The 23,919-nt window shown below is 74.8% G+C and carries 16 protein-coding genes and 1 pseudogene; 11 read left to right on the top strand and 6 right to left on the bottom strand.

The genetic code is table 11. The features are described from left to right. Nucleotides 1-43 precede the first annotated feature (43 nt). On the bottom strand, nucleotides 44-1,186 hold the full coding sequence (locus OOK41_RS17660; RefSeq protein WP_266265987.1) for a DICT sensory domain-containing protein: 1,143 nt from the start codon (nucleotides 1,184-1,186) through the stop codon (nucleotides 44-46). Nucleotides 1,187-1,291: 105 nt separating this feature from the next. On the opposite strand from OOK41_RS17660, the gene OOK41_RS17665 reads away from it, so the two are divergent. Continuing rightward, nucleotides 1,292-2,185 carry a DUF2726 domain-containing protein gene (locus OOK41_RS17665; RefSeq protein WP_266265988.1) on the top strand — a complete coding sequence of 298 codons (894 nt, stop codon included), beginning with the start codon at nucleotides 1,292-1,294 and terminating at the stop codon, nucleotides 2,183-2,185. An 809-nt stretch (nucleotides 2,186-2,994) separates the two neighbouring features. On the opposite strand, the gene OOK41_RS17670 is transcribed toward OOK41_RS17665, so the two are convergent. Then, a complete protein-coding gene (locus OOK41_RS17670; protein ID WP_117669178.1) occupies nucleotides 2,995-3,342 on the bottom strand; it encodes an Lsr2 family protein in 348 nt (115 codons plus the stop codon). 389 nt (nucleotides 3,343-3,731) lie between these two features. Between OOK41_RS17670 and lon the strand changes: the two are divergent. Further along, nucleotides 3,732-5,930 (top strand): annotated as a pseudogene (gene lon, locus OOK41_RS17675) (endopeptidase La); the annotation flags it as partial. A gap of 139 nt (nucleotides 5,931-6,069) precedes the next feature. Here the strand turns inward: lon and OOK41_RS17680 are convergent. Next, nucleotides 6,070-7,779: a DEAD/DEAH box helicase gene (locus OOK41_RS17680; RefSeq protein WP_117669176.1), complete on the bottom strand. Its 1,710-nt coding sequence runs from the start codon at nucleotides 7,777-7,779 to the stop codon at nucleotides 6,070-6,072. A 664-nt stretch (nucleotides 7,780-8,443) separates the two neighbouring features. Here OOK41_RS17680 and OOK41_RS17685 point away from each other — a divergent pair. The 3 genes from OOK41_RS17685 (at nucleotide 8,444) to OOK41_RS17695 (ending at nucleotide 12,212) form a co-directional block, all read left to right on the top strand. Then, nucleotides 8,444-9,412 carry a hypothetical protein gene (locus tag OOK41_RS17685; RefSeq protein WP_266265989.1) on the top strand — a complete coding sequence of 323 codons (969 nt, stop codon included), beginning with the start codon at nucleotides 8,444-8,446 and terminating at the stop codon, nucleotides 9,410-9,412. 3 nt (nucleotides 9,413-9,415) lie between these two features. After that, nucleotides 9,416-11,017: an asparagine synthetase B gene (locus OOK41_RS17690; RefSeq protein WP_117669174.1), complete on the top strand. Its 1,602-nt coding sequence runs from the start codon at nucleotides 9,416-9,418 to the stop codon at nucleotides 11,015-11,017. Nucleotides 11,018-11,201: 184 nt separating this feature from the next. After that, the gene (locus OOK41_RS17695; protein WP_117669173.1) at nucleotides 11,202-12,212 is read left to right on the top strand and encodes a linear amide C-N hydrolase; all 1,011 of its coding nucleotides are present in this window, start codon (nucleotides 11,202-11,204) and stop codon (nucleotides 12,210-12,212) included. 140 nt (nucleotides 12,213-12,352) lie between these two features. Here the strand turns inward: OOK41_RS17695 and OOK41_RS17700 are convergent, their stop codons facing one another. Further along, nucleotides 12,353-13,384, bottom strand: coding sequence for a hypothetical protein (locus tag OOK41_RS17700; protein WP_128763598.1), 1,032 nt, complete (start codon nucleotides 13,382-13,384; stop codon nucleotides 12,353-12,355). A gap of 302 nt (nucleotides 13,385-13,686) precedes the next feature. Between OOK41_RS17700 and OOK41_RS17705 the strand changes: the two genes are divergently transcribed. The 4 genes from OOK41_RS17705 to OOK41_RS17720 all read left to right on the top strand — a co-directional run bounded on the left by OOK41_RS17705 (nucleotide 13,687) and on the right by OOK41_RS17720 (nucleotide 19,009). Then, nucleotides 13,687-14,934: a sensor histidine kinase gene (locus OOK41_RS17705; protein WP_266265990.1), complete on the top strand. Its 1,248-nt coding sequence runs from the start codon at nucleotides 13,687-13,689 to the stop codon at nucleotides 14,932-14,934. Further along, nucleotides 14,931-15,593: a response regulator transcription factor gene (locus OOK41_RS17710; RefSeq protein ID WP_117669170.1), complete on the top strand. Its 663-nt coding sequence runs from the start codon at nucleotides 14,931-14,933 to the stop codon at nucleotides 15,591-15,593. The genes OOK41_RS17705 and OOK41_RS17710 overlap by 4 nt, the downstream gene beginning before the upstream one ends. Nucleotides 15,594-15,740: 147 nt before the next feature. Continuing rightward, nucleotides 15,741-16,529: an ABC transporter ATP-binding protein gene (locus OOK41_RS17715; protein WP_266265991.1), complete on the top strand. Its 789-nt coding sequence runs from the start codon at nucleotides 15,741-15,743 to the stop codon at nucleotides 16,527-16,529. Next, the gene (locus OOK41_RS17720; RefSeq protein ID WP_266265992.1) at nucleotides 16,526-19,009 is read left to right on the top strand and encodes an ABC transporter permease; all 2,484 of its coding nucleotides are present in this window, start codon (nucleotides 16,526-16,528) and stop codon (nucleotides 19,007-19,009) included. Before OOK41_RS17715 ends, OOK41_RS17720 begins: the two co-directional genes overlap by 4 nt. 48 nt (nucleotides 19,010-19,057) lie before the next feature. Here the strand turns inward: OOK41_RS17720 and OOK41_RS17725 are convergent, their stop codons facing one another. Both OOK41_RS17725 and OOK41_RS17730 read right to left on the bottom strand, forming a co-directional pair. After that, on the bottom strand, nucleotides 19,058-20,320 hold the full coding sequence (locus tag OOK41_RS17725; protein ID WP_266265993.1) for a nucleotide sugar dehydrogenase: 1,263 nt from the start codon (nucleotides 20,318-20,320) through the stop codon (nucleotides 19,058-19,060). A 151-nt stretch (nucleotides 20,321-20,471) separates the two neighbouring features. Beyond that, entirely contained in the window at nucleotides 20,472-21,833 is a 1,362-nt protein-coding gene (locus tag OOK41_RS17730; protein WP_266265994.1) for a serine/threonine-protein kinase, read from the bottom strand. Nucleotides 21,834-22,382: 549 nt separating this feature from the next. Here OOK41_RS17730 and OOK41_RS17735 point away from each other — a divergent pair. Next, nucleotides 22,383-23,030 carry an RNA polymerase sigma factor gene (locus OOK41_RS17735; protein ID WP_117669155.1) on the top strand — a complete coding sequence of 216 codons (648 nt, stop codon included), beginning with the start codon at nucleotides 22,383-22,385 and terminating at the stop codon, nucleotides 23,028-23,030. After that, nucleotides 23,027-23,869 carry a hypothetical protein gene (locus OOK41_RS17740; protein WP_266265995.1) on the top strand — a complete coding sequence of 281 codons (843 nt, stop codon included), beginning with the start codon at nucleotides 23,027-23,029 and terminating at the stop codon, nucleotides 23,867-23,869. The genes OOK41_RS17735 and OOK41_RS17740 overlap by 4 nt, the downstream gene beginning before the upstream one ends. Nucleotides 23,870-23,919 lie beyond the last annotated feature (50 nt).

Below are 23,919 nucleotides of genomic sequence, written 5' to 3' on the forward strand. Positions count from 1 at the left end.
CCCGCCGCCGTGCGGGGATCGCGGGTCGGGCGCCGGCCCGCGGTCACCCGACCGGCGCCTCGGCCGTCTCGGGGGCCAGCCGGGCCACCGGCACGCCCTCCCGGGCGGCCCACCCGACGGCGTGCCGGACGTCGGCCACGGGCAGCGGCCGCCGGGCCGTCACGGTGACCGCCGCGTGCACCGCGAACGCGACGAACGGGTACGACCGGGCCAGGCCGCCGACCGCCTCGTGTAGCTGACCGGCCACCGTCACCGCCTGCTCCTCGGTCAGCGCCGGCAGGATCAGCAGGTACTCCTGGTCCGACAGGCGTACGGCCCGGTCCACCGGGCGCAGCGGCGCGGTGACCGCCCCGATCACCGCCTGCGCCTCGCGGGCCGCGCTGCGCCGGCCGAAGCGCTCCGGCGCGCCGGCCGGCTCGTCCACCCGGACGCCGATCAGCGCCACCGGCAGCGTGCCCGACGCGGTGATCCCGTCCGCGCCCGTCCACCGCCGCATCCCCGACTCGTCCAGCAGCGGGGCGACGCCCTCGGCGGCTCCCGCCCCGGTGCCCCGGCTGCGGTCGCCCGGCCCCGACCCGACCGTCCAGCGGGCCCGGGCCGCCCGCCCGGCGCGGGAGAACATCAGCCGCAGCGCCGCCTCGCCGCGCGCCTCGCCGGGCGTCGCGGGCAGATCGCGGACCCGGGCCAGCACGTCGTCCACCGCCGCGCGGGCCGCGCCGGGAAGCCGGTCGGCGAGCCGGTCGCGTAGCCGCAGGACCTCGTGCAGCGCCTCGTCGCGGCGGAACCCCCACCGGCCGTCGAAGAGCCGGCCGGACTCCAGCGTGGCCGCCGGCTCCACCTCCGCCCGGTCGTACGCGACCAGCGCCGCGCCGAACCGGGGGGTCAACGCGACCACGCTCCACTCCCGGGCCAGGTCCTCGGTCTCCTCCAGGGCCACCCCGTGCACGCCGGCGGGGAGCCCCGTGGGGCGCTGACCGACCACGCCCACCACCGTCACCGCGCCCGAGGCGGCGATCTGCTCGTAGACCGCCCGTTCCCGGTCGAAGTACGGCATCCGCTGGAAGAGCGCGACCAGCACCAGCGGCCCGTCCTCGGTGGTGGCCAGGGCGGCGCTTTCGATGGCGTGGGAGACGGCGACGAGGCTGCGCTTGGTCAGAATCTCCGGGGCCCGTCCACTGTGCGGCACCCGATGAGCCTAGAGAACACGATCATCGGCGGCACCGGCGAGGTGGGAACCATGATCGACGGCCTAGACTCGGCCCGGTCGACGGCCCGACGGATGGACAGGCGGATGACGAGCACCGGTAGTGACGACGGCTCCCTGCTGCGCCCCGTCGCGGCGTCGACCGGCCGTGGCCCGGTCCTCGTCCGGGGCGATCAGGCGGTGTACGCCGCCCGGCGGCTCAGCGAGCTGCTGTACGGTCGCCCGCCGGGTGTCACCGGCCACCAGTGGAGCTCGGCCGGCCGGGAGGGCTTCGACCACGTGGTGTGCGCCGCCTCCACCGGCCGCCCGCTGTTCGCCGTCGAGGTCGGGCCGCCGGTGCCGCCCGGGTCGGCGGCCCAGCGCGCCGAGCGGATGAAGGACGCGGTGTGCGCGGCGGTCGGCCTGGCGGTGCTGCGGATCGCCTCGCCCACCCTGCGCGCCGCCGACCACGGCCGGCGGATCGTCGAGTACGTCATCGACGCGCGCGCCTACGCCGACGCCGTCCGGCCGGACCCGGGGCACACCGAACCGAACGACGTCACGCCGGTCGCCTTCCGGGACATCGTCGGCCGGCTGCCCGACGGGCGCAGCGGGCACGTGAACGACCTGGGCGCCCTGGCCCGGGCGGCAGCCGTCGAGGCGTACGTCTCCCGGCGGCTGGTCGACCCGATCGTCCGGGGCCTGCACGTACGCTGGGCGGACGGCCCGGCCGAGGGCTGGAGCTGGGTCGAGGTGCGTCCTGGCCGGTGTCTGGTGGAACGGGTGCGGGTGTGGGAACACCGCATCTCCTGCGGCGTGGACCCGGGGCGGCTCGCCGAGGACCTCGCGGCCGTGGCGGTGGGTGAGCGGCTGCGCGGCCTCGACGGCGGCGAGCCGGAACTGGTGGCCCGCGAGCAGCTCGACGGGGACATCCGTCGGCTGGGGGCGCGCCGCGACGAAATGCGGAATGGCTTCGGATTCGACCACCTCTGCGTGGACTGACGCCTCTCGGAACGGGCCGTCCACCGGCCTCCTCCGGGTGGACCGACACCCTTTGGCCCGGCCGCCGGCAGCGCGACCGCCCGCCCCTGCCGATCACCGTTCACGGGGCGGCCGTCGCCGCAGAATTCCCATATCCGGGTGGAACCCTCGCCGTCCCGGCTCCGTACTCCAGCGGGAATGGACGGGAATCTTCCCCCAACCCCGCCGCCGGCGCGGACGGCGGTGCGGAAAGGGCACCGTCGGCCATCGCCATGCGACCGGACGTCGCAGTGATCGTCGCCGAGGCGTTCCACCCGAATTCGTCGGTCCGGTGGGCTCACCTGTCTGCTACCGGATCGAGAAGGAGAGCAATTCGATGCGCAGGTCCACACGGGCGGGCGGGTCATCCGGTATCGCGCGGAGCAAGCGGCTGCCGGCCGTTGTCGGCCCGCTCGCGGTCTTCGGCGGAATCGTCGCCGTGACGCAGATCTCGTCCGCCCGGGACCGGCGGACGACCACCCGCGCCGCCGCCTCGTGCGTGCCGTCCAGCGGCCTGCCGGATACTCGGCAGCACCCGCCAGCCGCCGAACCCGGAGGCGGTTCGGCGGGGCGGGCGTCGACCGGCGGCCCCCGTAGGGCCGGATGTGCCCGGCCCAGGCCGCCCGTTGGTGCGCCGGGTGCGCTGACCCGGCCGAGTCGCGGTTCGGCCGAGTCGGGGTGCGGTCCGGCACCGGCTGGCGGTGTCGTGGGAAATGCGACCGGAAAGGGGCCGGCGGGCGCCGGCCTCCACCGCGCGACCCGGGATCCCCGGATCGCGGCCCGCCGCAGGCTCAGCGGTTCTTGTAGGCCTCGACGACCGACACCGGGATGCGCCCGCGGTCGGAAATCTCGTAGCCGTTGTTGGTGGCCCATTCCCGGATGGCCCGGTTCTGCTCGCGGTCCATTCCGGAGACCTGGGCCCTGCCGGGGCGGCGGGGGGCCCGGCCGGTCTCGACCGGCCCCCGACCGATGCGCCGGCCGGCGTTGATGTAGGGGTCGAGTGCTTTGCGCAGGGTGCCGGCGTTCTCGTCGGAGACATCGATGGTGTACGCCACGCCGTCCAGGCTGAACTCGACGGTGCGATCCGCCTTCCCGCCGTCGAGGTCGTCAGTCAGAACGGTGATTACTTTCCGAGCCATCGCCAATTACTCCTTGTGTGGGGCGGGGTGTGCTAAGAGTTTGACCTATCAACTGGCAATTCCGCAAGAATATGCCCCGTTCCGCATTCGGCGAGTCGAGTTCTGCGGGATGGAATCCCGCTCGACCGGTGGAATTTGCCAGTGCCGCTCGCATGGTTGGGCAGGTCCGGGGCCCGTGCGGGTGGCCGTCTGATTCGGTCCGCCACCCGTCATCCGGTGCGCCGACCCGTGGGGCCGGGTGGTTCCCCGCGATCTCCACGGCGTCGGAGCGACCGTGAAGGGTGGCCTGGATCACACCACGGAACAAGGGGCACGCTTTGTTACTTGAGTGAGTCAGGCTCAACTCAACGCGATAGCAGGTGTTCGATGGCAACTCTTCCGGTACTTCCGCCGTGCCCCGCATCGACGGCGAGTACGGCCCCGTCGGCACGGTCGCCACCATCGAGAAGGTGGGCCGGCTGCCCAGCGGCGAGCCGGCCGCCGTGGTCCGGGGCCTGTCCCGCGCCCGGATCGGCTCCGGCGTCCCCGGACCCGGTGCCGCCCTCTGGGTCGAGGCGACCGAACTGCACGAACCCGTCCCCGCCGGCCGGGCCCGGGAACTCGCCCGCGAGTACCGCGCCCTGATGACGTCAGTGCTCCAACAGCGCGGGGCGTGGCAGGTCATCGACGCCATGGAGCGGATGACCGACCTCTCCGAGCTGGCCGACGCGGCCGGCTACGCGCCCTGGCTCACGCTGGCGCAGAAGACCGAGCTGCTCGCCGCGCCGGACGTCGTCGCCCGGCTGGAGCTGCTCGTCGGCTGGGTGAAGGAGCACCTGGCCGAGCAGGAGGTCACCGAGCAGATCAACAGCGACGTCCGCGAGGGACTGGAGAGGTCCCAGCGGGAGTTCCTGCTCCGCCAGCAGCTCGCCGCCATCCGCAAGGAGCTCGGCGAGGACGAGCCGGACGGCTCCGCCGACTACCGGGCCCGGGTCGAGTCCGCCGAACTGCCCGAGAAGGTCCGCGAGGCGGCGATGCGCGAGGTCGGCAAGCTGGAGCGGGCCAGCGACGCATCCCCGGAGGCGGGCTGGATCCGTACCTGGCTGGACACGGTGCTGGAGATGCCGTGGGCCACGCGTACCGAGGACAACACCGACCTGGCCGCGGCCCGCGCCGTGCTCGACGCCGACCACGCCGGCCTGGCCGACGTGAAGGACCGCATCCTGGAGTACCTCGCGGTGCGCAACCGCCGGGCCGAGCGCAACCTCGGCGTGGTCGGCGGGCGCGGCTCCGGAGCCGTGCTCGCCCTCGCCGGCCCTCCCGGCGTCGGCAAGACCAGCCTCGGCGAGTCCGTGGCCCGGGCGCTCGGCCGCAGCTTCGTCCGGGTCTCCCTGGGCGGCGTCCGCGACGAGGCGGAGATCCGCGGCCACCGCCGCACGTACGTCGGCGCGCTGCCCGGCCGGATCGTCCGCGCGCTGCGCGAGGCCGGCTCGATGAACCCGGTGGTGCTCCTCGACGAGGTCGACAAGCTGGCCGTCGGCTACGCCGGCGACCCGGCCGCCGCCCTGTTGGAGGTGCTCGACCCGGCGCAGAACCACACCTTCCGCGACCACTACCTGGAGGTCGACCTCGACCTGTCCGACGTGCTGTTCCTGGCCACCGCCAACGTGGTGGAGAGCATCCCCGGCCCGCTGCTGGACCGGATGGAGCTGGTCACCCTGGACGGCTACACCGAGGACGAGAAGGTCGCCATCGCCCGGGACCACCTGCTGCCCCGGCAGCGGGAGCGGGCCGGACTGACCGCCGAGGAGGCCACCGTCACCGACGACGCCCTCGCGCGGATCGCGGGGGAGTACACCCGGGAGGCCGGTGTCCGGCAGTTGGAGCGGGCCCTGGCCAAGATCCTTCGCAAGGTCGCGGTCGCCCTGGCGACCGACCCGGCGCCGGTGCGGGTGGAGACCGACAACCTGGCCCGCTACCTGGGCCGGCCCAGGTTCACCCCGGAGTCGGCGGAGCGGACGGCGGTGCCCGGCGTGGCCACCGGCCTCGCGGTCACCGGCGCGGGCGGGGACGTGCTCTTCATCGAGGCCACCAGCATGCAGGGCGAGCCCGGGCTGACGCTGACCGGCCAGCTTGGCGACGTGATGAAGGAGTCCGCGCACATCGCGCTGTCGTACCTGCGCTCCAACGGACGCCGGCTCGGCATCGACCCGAACGCCCTCGCCGGGCGGCGGATCCACCTGCACGTCCCGGCGGGCGCGGTGCCCAAGGACGGGCCGAGCGCCGGCATCACGATGGTGACGGCGCTGGCCTCGCTGGTGACCGGCCGGCCGGTGCGGCCCGAGTTCGGGATGACCGGCGAGGTGACGCTCTCCGGTCGGGTGCTGCCCATCGGCGGGGTGAAGCAGAAGCTGCTCGCCGCCCACCGGGCCGGCCTGACCGAGGTGATCATTCCGGCCCGCAACGAGCCGGACCTGGACGACCTGCCCACCGAGGTACGGAAGGCGCTGACCGTGCACACCCTCGCCGACGTCGCCGACGTGCTCGCCCTGGCACTGCGCCCGGCCGACGCCGACACCCTCACCGGTCCCACCCTGTCGGCCGCCTGAGAACTACGCGTGCTGACCCGTACGCGTGCCGAGCTGCCCCGGGCGACCGCGTCGCGCGGGGGCGACTCGACGTCGGTGGCCGTGCGGGATCCCGGACCGGGACAACCGCGAGGCCATCGACGTCGAGTCGGTCAGGAGGTCAGGGGCGGTCGCGGTCGCGGCGTACGGTCGTCTTGCGGCCCTTGATGGTGCTGCCGCGCAGCCCGGCGATCACCTCGTCGGCCACCCCGTTCGGGACCTCCACCAGCGAGAACCGGTCGGCGATCTCGATCGAGCCGATGTCCCGGCCGCTGATCCGGGTCTCCCCGGTGATCGCCCCCACCAGGTCCTGCGGGCGCACCCCGGCGCGCCGGCCCAGCCCGATGAACACCTGCGTGGTGCCCCCCGTCCGGGGCCGGGCCGGCCGGCGGTCGCCGCCCCGACCCTCGTACCCCGGGCGGCTCTCCCGCTGCGGACGGACCGCGACCTGGGGGATCTCCTCCTCGTCGTCCGAGCCCGGCGAGGCGGCCTCGTGGGCGAGCTTCACCGCGGCGAGGGCGACCTCCACCAGGTCGAACTCGTCCGACAGCGACTCCACGATCACCCGGAACGGGTCCAGGTCGTCCTCCAGCAGCGACTCCCGCAGCGCCGCCTGGGTCAGCTCCAGCCGCCGGGTGCGCAGGTCGGCCGCCGTGGGGATCTTGTCGATCGCGATCCGTTGCCCGGTCACCCGCTCGATGGTCTTGAGCATCCGGTGCTCGCGCGGCTCGGCGAGGGTGATCGCCACGCCCTCGCGGCCGGCCCGGCCCACCCGGCCGATCCGGTGCACGTACGACTCCGGGGCCGACGGCACGTCGTAGTTGACCACGTGGGTGAGCTGCTCGACGTCCAGACCCCGGGCGGCCACGTCGGTGGCCACCAGCAGGTCGGCGGTGCCGGCGCGCAGCCGCCCCATCACCCGGTCCCGCTGCTCCTGGCTCATCCCGCCGTGCAGCGCCTCGGCCCGGTAGCCCCGGCCGTTCATCGTCTCGGTGAGTCGGTCCACCTCCTCGCGGCTGCGGCAGAACACGATCGCCGCGGTCGGCGACTCCACGTCCAGCACCCGGCCCAGCGCCGCCGGCTTGTGCGCCCGCGCCACGATGTACGCGCTCTGCCGCACCAGGGGCGCCTCGCCGGCCACCGGCTGCTCCCGGCCGATCTGGATGCGCACCGGGTCGGTCAGGTGCTGGCGGGCCATCCCGTCGATGCGCGACGGCATGGTCGCCGAGAACAGCACCGTCTGCCGCTGTGCCGGGGCGTGCTCCAGGATCGCCTCGATGTCCTCGGCGAAGCCCATGTCGAGCATCTCGTCGGCCTCGTCGAGGACCACCGTGGCCAGCTCGCCCAGCCGCAGGGTGCCCCGGGCGATGTGGTCCAGCGCCCGCCCCGGGGTGGCCACCACCACGTCCACGCCCAGGTCCAGGGCGCGAAGCTGCCGGCCGATCGGCTGCCCGCCGTAGATCGGCAGCACCCGGGTGCCGAGGTCCTTGCCGTACCGGTGGAACGCCTCGGAGACCTGCACCGCCAGCTCCCGGGTGGGCACCAGCACCAGCGCCACCGGGTCTCCGCCGGAGCGGTCGTCCGGCATGCGCTGCAACAGCGGCAGGGCGAAGGCGGCGGTCTTGCCTGTGCCGGTGGCCGCCTGGCCCAGCAGATCCTGGCCGGCCAGCAGGGGAGGGATGGCCTCCCGCTGGATCGGCGTCGGCTCCTCGTAGCCGAGCGCGGAGAGGGCGCCGAGCAGTTCGGCGCGCAACCCGAGATCCGCGAAGGCGTTCGCCTCGTCGGTGCTGCCGGGGGTGGTGGGGTCGATCGGTGTCGGTGCGGCGGTCATGCCACAAGCTTTTCATCACCCCTCGCGGCCCGCTCCGGCGACCGGCACAACCGTCGGTCGCACCACCCCGCGAGGCGGTCCGTCCGGTCGCCGTCACCGGCTCGCCGGCGACGGGGAGAGCGCCGGAGGGGGCGCGGTGCTGGTTGGCGCGCGGCGCTCGGTCTCGCCGTCGACGCCTGCCTACCGGGCAACGATCCGTAACCGTTCGGCTCTGTAGTCCCCGGAGGGGGCTGCGCGAACGGCTGCGTTCGGCGAAACTGGGACAAGGGCCTCTTCCGCTGGGAATCGAGGCCCGGGCGGACGGCCGGGGTGCCGCACCCACCCCGGCCGTCCTGCTCCACCCGGTCAGCGGTAGCCGCGCAGGTGGTCGAACTCGGCGATGGTGGGGCGGCGCGGCGCGGACCCTGCGCCACCAGCCCGATCCGGGGAGGGTGGCGGCCGGGCTGGTCGCGGGGCAGCCGCGGGCGGGAGCGTCCACCCTCGCCCGCAGGACCGGTTCCCCTGTTCCGGCTGGAGCCGGCCCGCAAGCCGTGCTCGCCGTTAGGTGGTGATCCTCGCCCTTCGGGGGGATATAAGAGGATTGTTCGGGCCTACCCTAGTTTTCACGATTACGGTGTTTTTAGGTCAACTGACACGGTGTCGTGCCGGGAGAGAGGACCCGACCATGCGAGTGCCCAGCCGAAGCCCCGGCCCCCAGCCCGGCCCGCCCGTCGCGTCCGCCACGCCGGCCCGGCGGGTGCCCCGGGGGGTGGCTCGCCGGCCGGCCCCGCCCACCGCCCCCGACCTCGCCGCCTACCGGGCGGCCGTGGCGGAGCTGCTGATCGAGGTCGGTGCCCTGGCCGAACCCGAGTCGGCGGGGGCCCGACAGGTGCTGCTCGACGAGCGCCTGCGCGAGCCGGCGATCGCCGCGGTGCTCGACGCCACCCCGCAGGGTCTCATCGGCGCCCGGGAGACGCTGCTGCTGGAGATGGCCCGCTACCAGCCCAACCGGCGCAGCTCCGCCACCGACCTGACCACCCTGGTCCGGATCTACCTGCTCTCCCGCATCGACGTGCTGTGGTGGCGCGACGCGCCCACCTTCATGACCGACGCGGAGGTGAACGCCAGCGCCGACCTGGTCGACCTGGAGTGGCTGCGCCGCCGCGACCTGCTCCGCTTCCGGTACCAGGAGCAGCCCGCCACCGTCGTCGGCCGGGGCGTGCGGGCGGTGTGCCGCCTGCTGCTGCCGGACGCCCGGCCGCGCACCGCCGGGCTGAAGTTCCGCCGGGCCCGGCGCGAGGTGGTCGGCCTGCTCAACGACATCGGCCGCGAGTTCGCCCGAACCGCCCCGCCCGGCACCCCGCCGCTGTGGGTGACCAGCCTGGTCCGCAGCGCCGCGCACCAGCACCAGCTACGCCGCCTCGGCTACGCCGCGATGGTGCCCAGCGGGCACTGCCTCGGCTACGCCGCCGACGTGGAGCTGGCCTGGTTCGAGCGGTTCGGCGCCCGGGACGCACTCGCCGGCCTGCTGCTCGCCCGGCAACAGGCCGGCGAGCTCAACGTGGTCGACGAGGGACAGGCCTGGCACCTGTGCCTCGCGCCCGCCGCCCGGCTGCGGTTCCGCCGGGTGTACGAGGCCGAGATGGGGGTCTGAGCCGTGTGCGGCATCGCGTTGAGCATCGGCCCACAGGCCGACCCGGCCACCTTCCGCCGGATGCTGGCCGTCCTCGCCCCGCGCGGCGAGGTGACCGAGACCCACCGGGAGGCCGGACTGCTCGCCGGCACCCGCCGGCTGCGGATCGTCGACCGGGACCGGGCCGTGCAGCCCCGGCTCTCCGCCGACGGACGGTTCCTGCTCTGCTACAACGGCGAGGTCTTCAACCACCACGAGTTGCGGGCGGAGCTGACGCGACTCGGCCACCCGATGGACACCGAGAGCGACACCGAGGTGCTGCTCGCCGCGTTCCTGGCCTGGGGTGAGGAGGCGGTGCGGCGGCTGCGCGGCGAGTACGCGTTCGTCGTTGTCGAGCGGGCCACCGGGCGGGCCTACCTGGCCCGTGACCCGCTCGGGGTCAAGCCGCTGTACTGGTCCCGGGTGCCCGGCTGCCTGCACCTGGCCAGCGAGGTCAAGGCCCTCGTGGGGCACGGCGCGCCGGTGGGCGAGGTGCCCCCCGGGCACCACGGCTGGGTCGAACCGGGCGACGACGTCCGGCTGCGCCCGTACGTGGACCTGCTGACCCTGGGCGAGGGGCTGCCGGTGGTGGACGACCCGGACGAGGCCGCCCTGCTCGTCCGGGCCGCCCTCACCGACAGCATCCGGATGCGGGTGGACACCGACCTGCCCCTCGGCGTGGTGCTCTCCGGCGGGCTGGACAGCTCCCTGGCCCTGGTGCACGCCCACCAGATGCACCCGGACTGCGTGGCGGTCACCATCGGCGTTCCGGAGAGCCCGGACGTGGCGTACGCCCGGCGGCTCGCCGCCGACCTGGGGGTGCCGCACGAGGTGGTCGAGCTGCGCCCCCGCGACGTCCGGCTCGCCGAGGTGCGGGAGGCCATCCGGATCTCGGAGCTGACCGAGTACGGGGACATCATCAACGCGGTGGTCTCGGTGCCGATCTTCCGTCGGCTCCGCGACCTCGGGGTGAAGGTGGTGCTCACCGGGGACGGCTCCGACGAGCTGTTCGGCGGCTACCCGATGTACCACCAGGTCGGCCCCGAGCGGGCCCGCCGGCTCTTCCTGCACCGGATCCGCAACCTCTGCCGTACGGAGTTGCAGCGGGTGGACCGGGCCAGCATGGGCCACGGGGTGGAGGCGCGGGTGCCGTTCCTCGACCTGCGCGTGGTGGAGCTGGCGATGCGGCTGCCGCTGGAGCTGAAGCTGCGCGAGGGGCGGGAGAAGTGGATCGTGCGGCGGGCGTTCGCCGACGTGCTGCCCGACTACGTGCTGCGTCGACCGAAGAACCCGATGTCGTACTCGTCGGGCCTGCACGAGCGGGCCCGGCTCTACAAGCCGCTGTTCGCCCGGCTGCACCGCTCGTTCGGCTACCACCTGCTCGAACCCGTCCGGCGGGACTTCGACAGCGTGCTCAGCAGGTGCGGCAACGACCTGGACCGGGCCGTCGCCGCCGGGCTGGCCAGGCCGGACTACACGATGCTGGAGCACGCCCGGGACCTGGTCGGGGCGGCGAAGTGGAACGCCGCGCCGGTGGTCCGCCGGTTGGTCGGCCCGCGCGCCACGCGCCACACGCCGGTCGGCTGACCGCTGCTGGTCGCCCGCCGGGCCCGCCCCGTACCCCGCCGCAGGGTCCACGGCGGCCGATCCTCGCACAGCGCCCCGCCGGCGGCTCGGCGCAGCCCTGTGACCAGGCACTTCCGCCGCCGTCCGGCGGGCTCCCGCCGGCATGGTGGACAACGGTCGATGGCTGACCTAGCGTTCAGGCATCATGCGTAGGACCTTCTTCGGCGCCAGCCTGGCCCTGCTGCTCGCCGTCACCGCCTGCTCCGGCCCCGAGCCCACCGCCGCCGGGCCGACGCCCGCCGGCCCGTCGACCGGCCCACCGTCCGGGTCCCGGCAGAGCGCGGCCGAGGCCGAGCAGACCCTGGCCAGCCTGCGCAAGGTCGACGACCTGCCGATGTGGGAGATGACCTTCGTCGGCGACTACGACCCGACCGTGGGCACCGACGCCGCGCCGCCCAGCCCGTTCGGCTGCTCGCTTTTCGCCGCCTGGGGCGACCGGAGCCGGCCGCTGTTCGCCCGCAACTTCGACTGGACCGCCAACCCGGCCCTGGTGCTGCGCACCGACCCACCGGACGGGTACGCCACGGTCTCCCTGGTCGACATGTCCTACCTCGGCGTCGGCGCCGACCCGACGGGGGACCGCCGGCTGCTCGACGCGCCCCTGCTGCCCTTCGACGGGATGAACGAGCGCGGGCTCGCCGTCGGGCTGGCCGCCGACGACGCCGCCACCGCCCGGCCAGCGGCGGGCAGGTCCACCGTCGGCTCGGTACGCATCCTGCGGCTGGTGCTCGACCAGGCCGCCACGGTCGACGAGGCCGTCGCCGTCTTCAAGCGGCACAACCTCGACTTCGAGGGCGGGCCGCCGTTGCACTACCTGCTCGCCGACGCCACCGGGGCCTCCGCCGTGGTCGAGTTCGTCGACGGCGCGATGCGGGTCGGCAAGGGGCAGGGGAACTGGCAGGTGCTGACCAACGTGCCGGTGGTCGGCGTACCCGAGGAGCGCCGGCGCACCGACCACCGCTACGGGGTGCTCGCCGCCGGGCTGACCAAGGCCGGCGGGGTGGTCGACGCCCGGGCGGCGCTGGAACTGCTCAACGACGTCCGGCAGGGTCACACCCGCTGGTCGGTCACCTACGGCCTGCGCACCGGTGAGGTCCACCTGCGCACGGCCATGGGAACGGAGCGCCAGTACCGCCTCCCGGTCACCCTGCCGTAGACCCTGGAGGATCTCGGCCCGCGCGCCCTGGGTCTCCGGCGCACCGGCGGAGTCGGGGCTGGGGCCCACCGACGACGGCACGCCGGTGGGCCGGGTGCCGTGGGATGCGATTCCCGGCGCCCGGCCCATCGTCTCTCTCGTCAGCGCTTGGGATCGAAGGTGTAGTCCACCCCGCCGACGTCGTACTTCTCACCGATCTCCTGGGCCGGCCCGACCTGGACGACCTGGAGGGTGTAGGGCTTCTGCAGCGTCTGGCCCGTCGAGAAGCTCAGCGACAGCACCGGCCGCTCGTTCGGGTTGATCAGCAGGTCCCTGATCTGCGCCTTGTACGGGTCGACGATCTGTACCGAGGTGTTGCCGACCACCTGGATGCCCTCACCGGGCGCACCCGCCGCCCGCCACCGCGCGAACATTTCGGGACCGAGGTCGGCCACGATCTTGGCACCCGGCACCGGCTCGCCCAGCGGCCGGAACGCGAGGTCGTACTTGGCCGGCACGGCCAGGGCGTTCGCCAGGGCGTACGGCCGGACCGAGACCGAGCCGGGGCTGAACGCCGGGACGGTGTTGGCGTTCTTCCAGGCGATGTTGTTGTTGTACTGCGTGTTGATGGACGACGAGGTGCCCTCGAACAGCATCGGGTCGGTCGCCGACTCCCAGCGCAGCAGGAGGCAGAAGTGCCCGAGGGAGGGCACGTTGTCCCACGCGATCGACGTCGTGGTGACCCCCGGGGCGACCGGCAGGGTCTTCGAGCCGATCGGCGTCCAGTGGGCCGGCCAGTTCGCGCCGCCGCCAGAGGTGGTGTAGTACGCGCGCAGCGTGCCGTTGCTGATTCCGGAACCGTACGGGCCGTTGTTCCGCAGGTTCACGAAAATGTAACTGGTCGACCCGACGACCGGATTGGTGTGCGCCGCGCACTCGATCCCGTAGGGGCAGAGCTTGATGTCGGGGCTGTTGAAGAACGACGAGTAGATGGCACCGTGCGGCTCGTATCCGGTGTCGCTCGCGATGTCCTTCATGTAGACGTCGGTGCGGGCCATAGTGCCGAAGTCTCCGCTGCGCTCCACGGCGCCCGCAGCGGTGCCGCCCACGGAGAACGCCATGATGGCGGTCAGTACGGCGCCGAACAGCACCCGCGCCACGCGCGGACGCGGACGTGTGCGTGCGATCTTCATGCTGATTCCCTTTCGACGGGTCGGTGGGGTCCGGGCAGTTCCTGATGTTCCCGGCTGCCCCGCTCGATTACTGTAGGGCAGCGGCCACAAACAGCGGAACACTCAAGAATGTCGATTGCTCAAAAGGCGTCCGCATTTGCCGGGGAGGTGGTAAATCCCGGATACGGGGGAACACGAATCGAAGAATCATGCGCGGGTTCGTATCAACGGCGGCGGACGCGGCTCCTGTACACCCACACGTCTGCGCCCACCGCGCCCCGGCCGGTCGGGCCCGGCCGACCCCGCGCCGGCCCGTACGCTGGGTGACCGTGAAACGGACACTGTTCGGCCGGCCGCTGCGCAGCGTGGCCTTCGACGTGGCGGTCTCCGGCTTCGTGGTGCTCTTCGGTCTCGCCGGCGCGGTCAACCAGCGGGGCGGCTGGTGGGCCACCGGAGTCGGCGCGGCGATGGCCGTGGTGCTGCTGTTCCGGCGTACCCACCCGTCGGCGGTGACGGCGGTGGTCGCGGTGCTCGCCCTGGTCCAGGTGGTCGCCGGCTGGGGGCCGCTGGCCTTCGACGTCGCCGTGCTGATCGCCCTCTACAGCGTGGTCAAGTACGCGGAGAAGCTGCGCGACGGCATCGTCGCCGGGATCGTCGCCGCCGTCGGGGTGGTGCTGGGCGCCCTCCAGATCGAGGGCACCGTCGCCTGGTGGGCCACGGCGATCTGGTTCGCCCTGGTCACCGGCGCGGTCTGGCTGATGGGGCTGAACGTGCGTACCCGCCGGCTCTACGTGGTCAGCCTGGAGGAGCGGGCCACCACCCTGGAACGCGAGCGGGAGGCCGAGGCGCGGGCCGCGGTGGCCGAGGAGCGCACCAGGATCGCCCGCGAGCTGCACGACGTGGTGGCGCACAGCATGGCCGTGATGATCGTGCAGGCCGACGGGGCGCGGTACATGTTCGACCGGGACCCGGAGACCGCCCGGGAGGCGGTCCGGGTGGTCGCCGACACCGGCCGGCAGGCGCTGGAGGAGATGCGGCGCCTGGTGGGCGTACTGCGGGAGACGAGCGCGCCCGAGCCGGCGGCGGCTCCCGCCGTGGCGGCCGGGCCGGACGGCGTCGGGGCCTCGGGCCTGTCGGGGGAGCCGACCCACCGGCGGCCGGCGCTGGTGGAGCTGCCCGAACTGCTGGACCGGTTCCGGGCCGCCGGGCTGCGCATCGACTGGCGGGTCACCGGCGAGCCCCCGGCGCTGCCGCCCGGCCTGGAGCTGACCGTGTACCGGGTGGTGCAGGAGGCCCTGACCAACGCCCTCAAGCACGCCGGGGTCGGCGCGACGGTCACGCTGAGCCTCGACCACACCCCCGACGCCGTCGCGGTCCGGGCCGTCGACGACGGGCGCGGCCGTCCGCCGGTCCGGCCCGCGCCCTCCGGCGGCCACGGCCTGGTCGGCATGCGCGAGCGGGTGACGGTGTACGACGGCAGCCTCACCGCCGGGCCGAGGCTGGCCGGGGGGTGGCAGGTCGAGGTTCGGCTGCCGCTACCGTCGAGCACCGGGACGGAGGTGGCGGCATGACGGTACGCGTGGTGGTCGTGGACGACCAGGCCCTGGTGCGGGCGGGGTTCCGGATGGTGCTGGACTCCCAGCCCGACCTGACCGTGGTCGGCGAGGCGATCGACGGCGCCGACGCGCTGCGGGTGCTCGGCCGGGTCGAGGCCGACGTGGTGGTGATGGACATCCGGATGCCGACCATGGACGGCGTGGAGGCCACCCGGCGGATCTGCGCCGGCCGCCCCGGCGGCCCCCGGGTGCTGGTGCTGACCACCTTCGACACCGAGGCCGACGCGTTCGCCGCCCTCCAGGCCGGGGCCAGCGGCTTCCTGCTGAAGAACGTCCCGCCGGAGGAACTGCTGGCCGCGATCCGGGTGGTGGCCGAGGGCGACTCGGTCGTCGCCCCGTCGATCACCCGTCGGCTGCTGGACCGGTTCGCCGGCCAGCTCGGGCCCGGCCCGGCCGGGGACCCCCGGCTGGCCCAGCTCACCGAGCGGGAGCGGGAGATCCTGCTGCTGGTCGCACAGGGCCTGTCCAACGCGGAGATCGCCGGCCGGGTGCACGTCGCCGAGGCGACCGTGAAGACCCACGTCGGGCGGATCCTGGCCAAGCTCCAGCTCCGCGACCGGGTGCAGGCCGTGGTCCTGGCCTACGAGAGCGGCCTGGTCACCCCCGGCGGCTGACAGCGGGTACGACCCAGGTCGTACGGGCCACCGGACTTCGGGCATCTCCGGGGGCACGCAGGTCGAGCGCGCGGGTGGACGCGGGCGGGTGCCCGCCGCCCATAGCGTCGGAGGCGTCCCAGCCACCGTCCGCACGGGGAGCATCACGTGTCCGTACCACCTCCCGCCTTCGCCGCCGCCGGCGTCGCGGTCACCGCCCGGGGCCTGCGCAAGGAGTATGGCTCCGGCCAGGCCCGGGTCGTCGCCCTCGACGGCGTCGACGTCGACTTCGCCGCCGGCCGGTTCACCGCCATCATGGGACCGTCCGGCTCCGGCAAGTCCACCCTGATGCACTGCCTCGCCGGCCTCGACCGGCCCAGCGCGGGGACGGTGCGCATCGGCGACGCCGACACCGGCCGGCTCGACGACAAGCGGCTCACCCTGCTGCGGCGGGACCGGGTCGGCTTCGTGTTCCAGAAGTTCAACCTGCTGCCCGCCCTGACGGCCGAGGAGAACATCGTGCTGCCGCTGGCCATCGCCGGCCGCCGCCCCGACCCGGGCTGGCTGCGCCAGGTGGTCGCCGCCGTCGGGCTGACCGACCGGCTGCGGCACCGGCCCGCCGAGCTGTCCGGCGGCCAGCAGCAGCGCGTCGCCGTCGCCCGCGCCCTGATCACCAAGCCGTGGGTGGTCTTCGCCGACGAGCCCACCGGCAACCTCGACTCCCGCTCGGGCGCGGAGGTGCTGCGGCTGCTCCGCGAGGCCGTGGACACCCTCGGCCAGACCGTGGTGATGGTGACCCACGATCCCGTCGCGGCCAGCCACGCCGACCGGGTGGTGTTCCTCGCCGACGGCCGGCTGGTCCGCGAGCTGGCCGCGCCGACCGCCGAGGCGGTCCTCGACGCCCTCGCCCACCTCGACCCGGCCCCGGCCGGCGCCGGGGCGGTGGGGCGGCGGTGATCCGGCTGACCCTGCGCACCATGCGCGCCGACGCCCTGCGGCTGCTGCTCTCCGCGCTGGCCGTGGTGCTCGGCGTCGCGTTCGTCGCCGGCACCCTGATCTTCACCGACGGGATGAAGCAGGGCGCGTACGACCGGGCCGGCGTCTTCGACCGGCACACCGACCTCGCCGTGTACGCCGACCGGGACCCGATCCCGCCCGCCCTGGTGGAGAAGGTGCGCGCGGTCGACGGGGTGCGCGCCGCCGCCGGGGAGCTGACCGGCACCGCCGGAGTGGTCGGCTCGGACGGCCGGCCCGTGCTCGGCTTCGCCGTCCTCGCCGCGATCCCCACCGAGGCGGCCCTCCAGTCGTACGACGTGGTGGCCGGGCGGCTGCCGCAGCGACCCGGCGAGCTGGTCCTCGACGCGCCGACGGTGGCCGAGGAGGGATTCACCCTCGGCGGGCCGGTCGGCGTGGGCGGCAGCGGGGGCTCGGCCCGCCCGTACACCCTGGTCGGCACGGTCGACGTGGCCGGCACCTCCCGGGACGTCGGCGGGCCGTTCATCGGCCTCGCCGGTTCCGACGCCCTCGCCGTCACGGCGATGCAGGGCTACGGGCGGATCATGGTGGCCGCCGAGCCCGGCGTGCCGGCTGCGGAGCTGGTCGACCGGGTGGCGGCGGTGACCGGTCCCGGCGTGACCGTGCGGGACCGGCAGGAGATCCTCGACGTCGCCGTCGACGACGCCGTGCATGACCTGGAGCAGTTCAACCTGGGCCTGCTCACCTTCGCCGCGGTGGCCGTGGTGGTGGCGGGGTTCGTCATCGCCAACACCTTCGCCATCGTGCTCGCCCAGCGCACCCGGCGCACCGCCCTGCTGCGGCTGGTCGGCGCGACCCGGGGGCAGGTGTTCCGGGCGACGCTGCTGGAGGCGGCGGTGACCGGGGTGGCCGCCTCGGCCCTCGGGGTGGCGGCCGGCACCGGCCTCGCCGTCGGGATGGACGCGTTGATGTCCGCGTTCGACGTGCCCGTCTCCGGTGGCGGGCTCGCGGTCACCGCGCAGGCCGTGCTGACCTGTCTGCTGCTCGGCACGGCGCTCACCGTCGGGGCCGCCGCCGTGCCGGCCTGGCGGGGTACCCGGGTCGCCCCGGTGGCCGCGCTCACCGACGCGGCGGTGCAGACCACCCGCCGGGCCGGCCGGGTCCGGCTGGCCGCCGGCGCGCTCGTCTTCGGCGCGGGGGTGGCGGCGCTGGTGGCGGCCGGGATGGTCGGCCAGGTGCCGCTGGTCGCGGCCGGCGGGGTGTTCACCTTCTTCGGCATCGTGCTGTTCGGCCCGGTGCTGGTCCCGGCGCTGGTGCGGGTGCTCGGTGTGCCGGCGCGCCTGCTGCTCGGGGCGACCGCCGGGCTGGCGGTGGCGAACGCCGTGCGCAACCCGCGCCGGATCGCCGCCACCGCCACCGCCCTGGTCATCGGCATCGGCCTGGTGTCCGCGTTCGTGGTCGGCGCGCGCAGCGTCAAGACCGGGATCGAGCGGGCCGTGGACCAGCAGATCGGGGTGGACTTCCTGGTCACCGGCATCGGCGGGGACCTGCCATCGACGCTGGCCGGCGAGCTGGCCGCCCGCTCCGAGCTGGGCGTCGTGCACGAGCAGCGCAGCCGGGTCACCGGCGGCATCGAGCTGCGCGCCGCCCACCCGGCGCTGGTCGGGCGCACCCTGAGCGCGGTCGACGCCGGCGACGTGGGCCGGCTCGGGCCGGGCCGGGTGCTGGTGCACCGGGAGCTGGCCCGGGCAAAGGGCTGGGCGGTCGGCGACACCGTCACCCTGGCCGGGCGGCCGTTCACCGTGGCCGCCGTCGTCGACGCCGACGGGCCGGCGCTGGCCGGCAGCCCGGTCCCGGTCGGCCACGTGGTCGACGTGGCCGACGCCGACTTCGCCCGGCTGTTCCCGGCCGAGCGCGGCTACCTCGTCGAGATCGAACCGGCCTCCGGGGTGTCCGCCGAGCGGGCCCGGGAGGCCGTCGAGTCGGTGGTGACCCGCTACCCGACGGTCAACCTGATGGACCAGGCGGCGTACAAGAAGATGCTCACCGGAACGATCGACATGCTGCTGGCGTTCGTCACGGCGCTGCTCGGCCTGGCCGTGGTGATCGCGCTGGTCGGGGTCGCGAACACGCTGAGCCTGTCCGTGGTGGAGCGGACCCGGGAGAACGCCGTGCTGCGCGCGGTCGGGCTGACCCGGGGTCGGATGCGGGCCATGCTCGCCGTCGAGGCGGTGCTGATGGCGCTGGTCGGCGCGGTGCTCGGGGTGCTCCTCGGCACCGGGGTCAGCGCCGGGGCGATGGCGGTGTTCGCCCGCGTCGGCGGCGACTTCACCCTGGTGCTGCCGTGGGGGCAGCTCGGGTTGATCCTCGCGGTGGCGGTGCTCGCCGCGCTGGCCGCGTCCGTGCTGCCGGCCCGCCGGGCCCTGGCCCGGCCGGTCGTGGAGTCCCTCGGCGCGGAGTGACGACGAGTGGTCCCCGCCTGCGGGCGGGGACCACTCGCGGTCCGTTGCTCAGAGCCGCTCGACGGTCGGGCCGTGGCACCGGTTGCGGGTGTCGAAGACGTACCGGGCGTGCCGCACCACCAGGTCGTAGTCGAGGCAGTCGTGGTCGGTGACCACGACCACCGCGTCGGCCGCGCGGAGCTCGTGCTCGGTCAGCCCGACCACGGTCACCCCGGCGGGGACGTGGTGCGGCTCGGCGTACGGCTCGACGGCGCGCACGTCGGCGCCGAGGGCCTGGAGGCGGCGCGCGACGTCGACGGCGGGGGAGTCCCGCATGTCCCCGGTGTTCGGCTTGTACGCCAGCCCGAGCAGCAGCAGCCGGGCCCCGCTGACCGCCCGGCCGGCCCGGTTCAGCCCGCCCATGATCCGTTGGGTGACGTGTTCGGGCATCTCGTGGTTGACGTCGTTGGCCAGCTCGATGAACCGGAACTGCCGCCCCAGCCGCCGCTTGACCTGCCAGGACAGGTAGCACGGGTCGATCGGCAGGCAGTGCCCGCCGACCCCCGGCCCGGGGCGGAACGGCATGAACCCGAACGGTTTGGTCTCGGCCGCCTCGATCGCCTGCCAGACGTCGATGTCGAGGTGGTGGCTGAGCATCGTCAGCTCGTTGATCAGCGCGATGTTCACCTGGCGGAAGGTGTTCTCGATCAGCTTGGTCAGCTCGGCGACCCGGGTGGAGTCCACCGGCACGGTCCGCTCGACCAGCCGCCGGTAGAACGCGTCGACCCGGTCGCGGGACGCCGCGTCCACCCCGGAGACCACCTTCGGGGTGTTCTCCAGCTTCCAGGTGGGGTTGCCGGGGTCGATCCGCTCGGGGCTGTAGCCGAGGTGGAAGTCGCCGGGGCTGGTCAGCCCGCTGGCCGACTCCAGCAGCGGCCGGAGCAGCTCCTCCGTGGTGCCCGGGTAGGTGGTCGACTCCAGGACCACCACGCAGCCCGGCCGCACGTACGGGCCGATGCCGACCCCGGCCTGCTCGACGAAGCTCAGGTCGGGGACGCCGTCGCGCAGCGGGGTGGGCACGGTGATCACGCAGACGTCGAAGCCCTCGGCCTCGGTGTACTCCGTGCTCGGCCGGTACCGGCCGCTGCCCAGCGCCCGGCCGAGCCGGTCCGTCGGGATGTCCTCGACGAAGGACTCGCCGGCGGCGAGCCGCTTGACCCGGTCGGCGTCGACGTCGAGGCCGACGACGTCCAGCCCCGCCTCGACCGCCCGCACGGCCAGCGGCAGGCCGACGTACCCCTGGCCGATGACGACCAACTTCTCAACGCTCACCCGTGCTCCCGTAGACGACGGAACGTGCCTCCTCGTCAGCGTAAGGGAGCATCTGCGTTTAAAGTCCGATTTGGGGATGACGGGGCCAGTGGGAAAGCCGCGACCCCGGCCGGATCGGGCGATCCGGACCGGGGTCGGTCGGTGCGTGGGGTCAGCCGTTCCCGTTCCCGGCGGGCGGCTCCGCCGGCGTGCTCGCCGTGGTCGGCGGTGGGTCGGTCGGCGTGTTCGCCGTGGTCGGCGGTGGGCCGGTCGGCGTGCTCGCCGTGGTCGACCCCGGGGCGGCCGACTCGCTCGGCTGCGGGGTCGCCGTGGCGCTGGCCGGGGCCGAGGAGCGGACCGGGCCCGGCCGGTCGGTGCGACCCCCGTCGACCGCGGCCTCCTCGGTGGCGGCCGAGTCGCCGCCCGGCGTCGGCACGGCCGCCGGGGCGGTCGGCCGGTAATTCGTCGCGGGGGCGTCCGCGTTCTGCGCCGCGCCCAGGGCCGCGGCGAGGCCGGCCAGCGCCACCAGCACCGCCGCGATCGCGCCCAACAGGGTGCCGCGCCGCCCGCCGCGCCGGGCGGCGGAGGGGGTGGGCCGCAGCACCGGTGGCAGGTCGTCGCGGGTGGTGCCGCTGGCGCCCGGGGCGACGCCGACGCCGGCGGCCCCGCGCAGCGGGACCGGCACGGTGCTGGTCGGCGCCGAGCCGTCCGCGATGGTGGCCCGCGCCGCCTCGGCCATCGCCGCTCCGGTGGCGAACCGCTCGGCCGGGTCCTTCGCCAGCGCCCGGCCCACCAGGTCCCGCACCGGCGCCGGGATCTCCCGCGGCAACTCCGGCGGCTCGTCGTCGAGGTGCCGGACGGCCACCTGCAACGGGTTGTCACCGGTGAACGGCGGCCCGCCGGTCAGGCAGCAGTACGCCACCGCGCCGAGCGCGTAGATGTCGGTGGCCCCGGAGACCGGCCGGCCGGCCGCCTGCTCGGGAGCCATGTAGAGCGCGGTGCCCGGCACCGCGTTGGCGCTGGTGATGCTCGTGACGTTGACCGACCGGGCCACCCCGAAGTCGACCAGGACGACGGTGCCGTCCTCCTGCACCAGCAGGTTGCTCGGCTTGACGTCGCGGTGCACGATGCCGCCGTCGTGTGCCGCGTGCAGCGCCTGCGCCGCCTGGGCGACGATCGACATGGTCTCGGCGACGTCGAGTTGCCCGGCCGCCTCGATCCGCCGGGACAACGGCTGGCCCTCGACGAACTCCATGACCAGGTAGTCGGCCCGCCCGCCGTCGGGCAGGTCGTCCTCGCCGCAGTCGTAGACCTGCACGATGCCCGGGTGCCGCAGGGCTGCCATGATCCGCGCCTCGGCCCGGAACCGGGCGATGAAGTCGGGGTCGGAGACCAGCGCCGGGAGCAGGACCTTCACCGCGACCTGGCGGCCGAGGATCTGGTCCGTGGCACGCCAGACGTCACCCATGCCGCCGGTGGCGACACGGTCGTCCAGGCGGTACCGACCGCTGAGTACGACTCCCGAAGACAGCACGGCACTACCGTACCCAGAGCCGGCGCGGAGTACTTCTCGTGATCCGGCCCAGTCGGACGGGCCCTTCGTGGCGGCCGGGCGGTGGGCGGCCCGCAGCACCGGATATCCTGTGACCGGTCCGCGACAGCCGGTCACGCGATCTGGTCGGACGGGTCGTGGCCTGCGTGAACTGGATCACCCGGCCGCCTGCCCCTTGCGCGGGCGGGCGCGGGCGCGGCCCGGCCCCGATGTGTTACGGCGACTCGCCGGGTGCGCGGGTTGATAATTCTCACTCTTTTTCCGGCGGTCGGTGACTTGTCCCCCCGACCCCCCACTCCTAGCGTTAGCCCGGCTCGGGACCGGCGGCGGTTGCGCGGAACGTCCGCTGACGGCTGCGCCACGTGCTGCGCCCGACATGTCGTCCGCGCCGTACCGGCGTCGGGCGTGATCTGGTCAGCGGGGGGCTGATGGTGCGGGAGGAGGTCCGGCCGCCGGACCGGGTCGGCGTCGCGTGCGCGGCGGTCGGTGCGTGCCGGTCTTCGAGGACCGGGCGACGGGAACGGCGGAGCCATGGCCGGTGAGCTGAACGAGGCGGTCGTCGCGGCGCAGGCCGGCGACGAGGAGGCCTTCCGGTTCCTCTACCGTCGCCTCCAGCCCGGCCTGCTGCGCTACCTGACCGCGCTGGTCGGGGCCGAGGCGGAGGACGTCGCCTCCGAGACGTGGTTGCAGATCTCCCGCGACCTGCCCACCTTCACCGGCGGGGAGTTCCGCGCCTGGACCGTCACCATCGCCCGGAACCGGGCCATGGACCATCTGCGCCGCCAGCGCCGGCGGCCCTCGGTGCCGGTGCCGGTGCAAGCGCTCAGCGACCTGGCCGGTGACGCCGACACGGCCGAGCGGGCCGGCGAGACGCTCGGCACCGAGGCCGCGCTCGAACTGATCGCCACCCTGCCGCCCCGGGAGGCCGAGGCGGTGCTGCTGCGCGCGGTGATCGGCCTGGACGCCGAGACCGCCGGCCGGGTGCTGGGCCGCCGGGCCGGCGCGGTACGCACGGCCGCCCACCGCGGCCTGCGTCGGCTCGCCGCACTCGTGCAACGTCACGATCCGCCCCCGACCGCGGTGCCGTCCGCCACCCCGCCCCGTCCCCGGGCGGACCGGTCGGCGTCCGGCACGCCGCACGTCGGGCCGGCGGACGGTGACGTGAGGGGAAACCGATGACCTTCCGTCAACCCGACCGCCCCGGGCAGGGCCCCGCCGACCGGTCCGAGTCGGACCGGCTCCTCGACGCGGCCCGCGCCGCCCGGGATGCCGCGGCGTCCCGACCGGGTCCGGCCGCTGGCCGCGAGGACACCGCCGGCCTCGGCCGTCCCGACCGGGATCCGCTTGCCCGCCTGCTCGCCGCCGCGGCCGGACCGACCCGCCCCGGCGAGCTGGCCGGGGAGGAGGCGGCGCTGGCGGCCTTCCGGGCCGCCCGGGCGGCCCCGGCGCCGACCCCGGCGCAGGCGCCCCGCCGGCGTCGGCTCACCGTCGGCGCGGTCGCCTGGATCGGCACGCTGGCCGCCACCGCCACCGCGGGCGTCGCCGTCGCGGCGGGCACCCTGGACCGGACGGAGGAACCGGCGCCCCCGCCGGCGCCGTCCACCGCGCCGGTCAGCCCCACCGACTCCGGTCCCGTCACCCCCCGCCCCACCCGATCCGACCCCGGCAGGTCCCCCGCCCCGACCGCCACGCCGGGCGACGTCGGCCCGTCCACCCCGGCGCGGCCCGGGGCGTCGAGCGCCGACACCCGCGCCCCCGGCCGGACCACCGGCCCGGGACACTCGGGTGCCGGCGTCCAACTGCCCGGGCTGTGCCGGGCGTACCTGGCCAAGTCGGCCGTCCAGCGGGAGCGGGCGCTGGCGAAGCCCGGCTTCGCGCCCCTGGTCGCCGCCGCCGGCGGGGCCGCCGAGGTGGAGAACTTCTGCCGGGACCTGCTGTCCCGGGCGGATTCCGGCCGGCCCCCACCGGCCATCCCGGCTACCCCGGCCGGCCCGACAGAGACGGGGCGTAGGCCGTGACCGGCGAGACCCCGGGCGGGGCGACGCTCCCGTCCTGACCTGGGTCGGCG

The sequence above is a fragment of the Micromonospora sp. NBC_01655 genome (assembly GCF_026339755.1).
GTDB lineage: Bacteria > Actinomycetota > Actinomycetes > Mycobacteriales > Micromonosporaceae > Micromonospora.

Bases quoted from the DNA above. Each gene is read 5' to 3' on its own strand.
- OOK41_RS17700 (WP_128763598.1), bottom strand. From the start codon at position 13,384: ATGAAGATCGCACGCACACGTCCGCGTCCGCGCGTGGCGCGGGTGCTG.
- OOK41_RS17685 (WP_266265989.1), top strand. From the start codon at position 8,444: ATGCGAGTGCCCAGCCGAAGCCCCGGCCCCCAGCCCGGCCCGCCCGTC.
- OOK41_RS17740 (WP_266265995.1), top strand. From the start codon at position 23,027: ATGACCTTCCGTCAACCCGACCGCCCCGGGCAGGGCCCCGCCGACCGG.
- OOK41_RS17710 (WP_117669170.1), top strand. From the start codon at position 14,931: ATGACGGTACGCGTGGTGGTCGTGGACGACCAGGCCCTGGTGCGGGCG.
- OOK41_RS17680 (WP_117669176.1), bottom strand. From the start codon at position 7,779: ATGACCGCCGCACCGACACCGATCGACCCCACCACCCCCGGCAGCACC.
- OOK41_RS17665 (WP_266265988.1), top strand. From the start codon at position 1,292: ATGACGAGCACCGGTAGTGACGACGGCTCCCTGCTGCGCCCCGTCGCG.
- OOK41_RS17735 (WP_117669155.1), top strand. From the start codon at position 22,383: ATGGCCGGTGAGCTGAACGAGGCGGTCGTCGCGGCGCAGGCCGGCGAC.
- OOK41_RS17670 (WP_117669178.1), bottom strand. From the start codon at position 3,342: ATGGCTCGGAAAGTAATCACCGTTCTGACTGACGACCTCGACGGCGGG.
- OOK41_RS17695 (WP_117669173.1), top strand. From the start codon at position 11,202: ATGCGTAGGACCTTCTTCGGCGCCAGCCTGGCCCTGCTGCTCGCCGTC.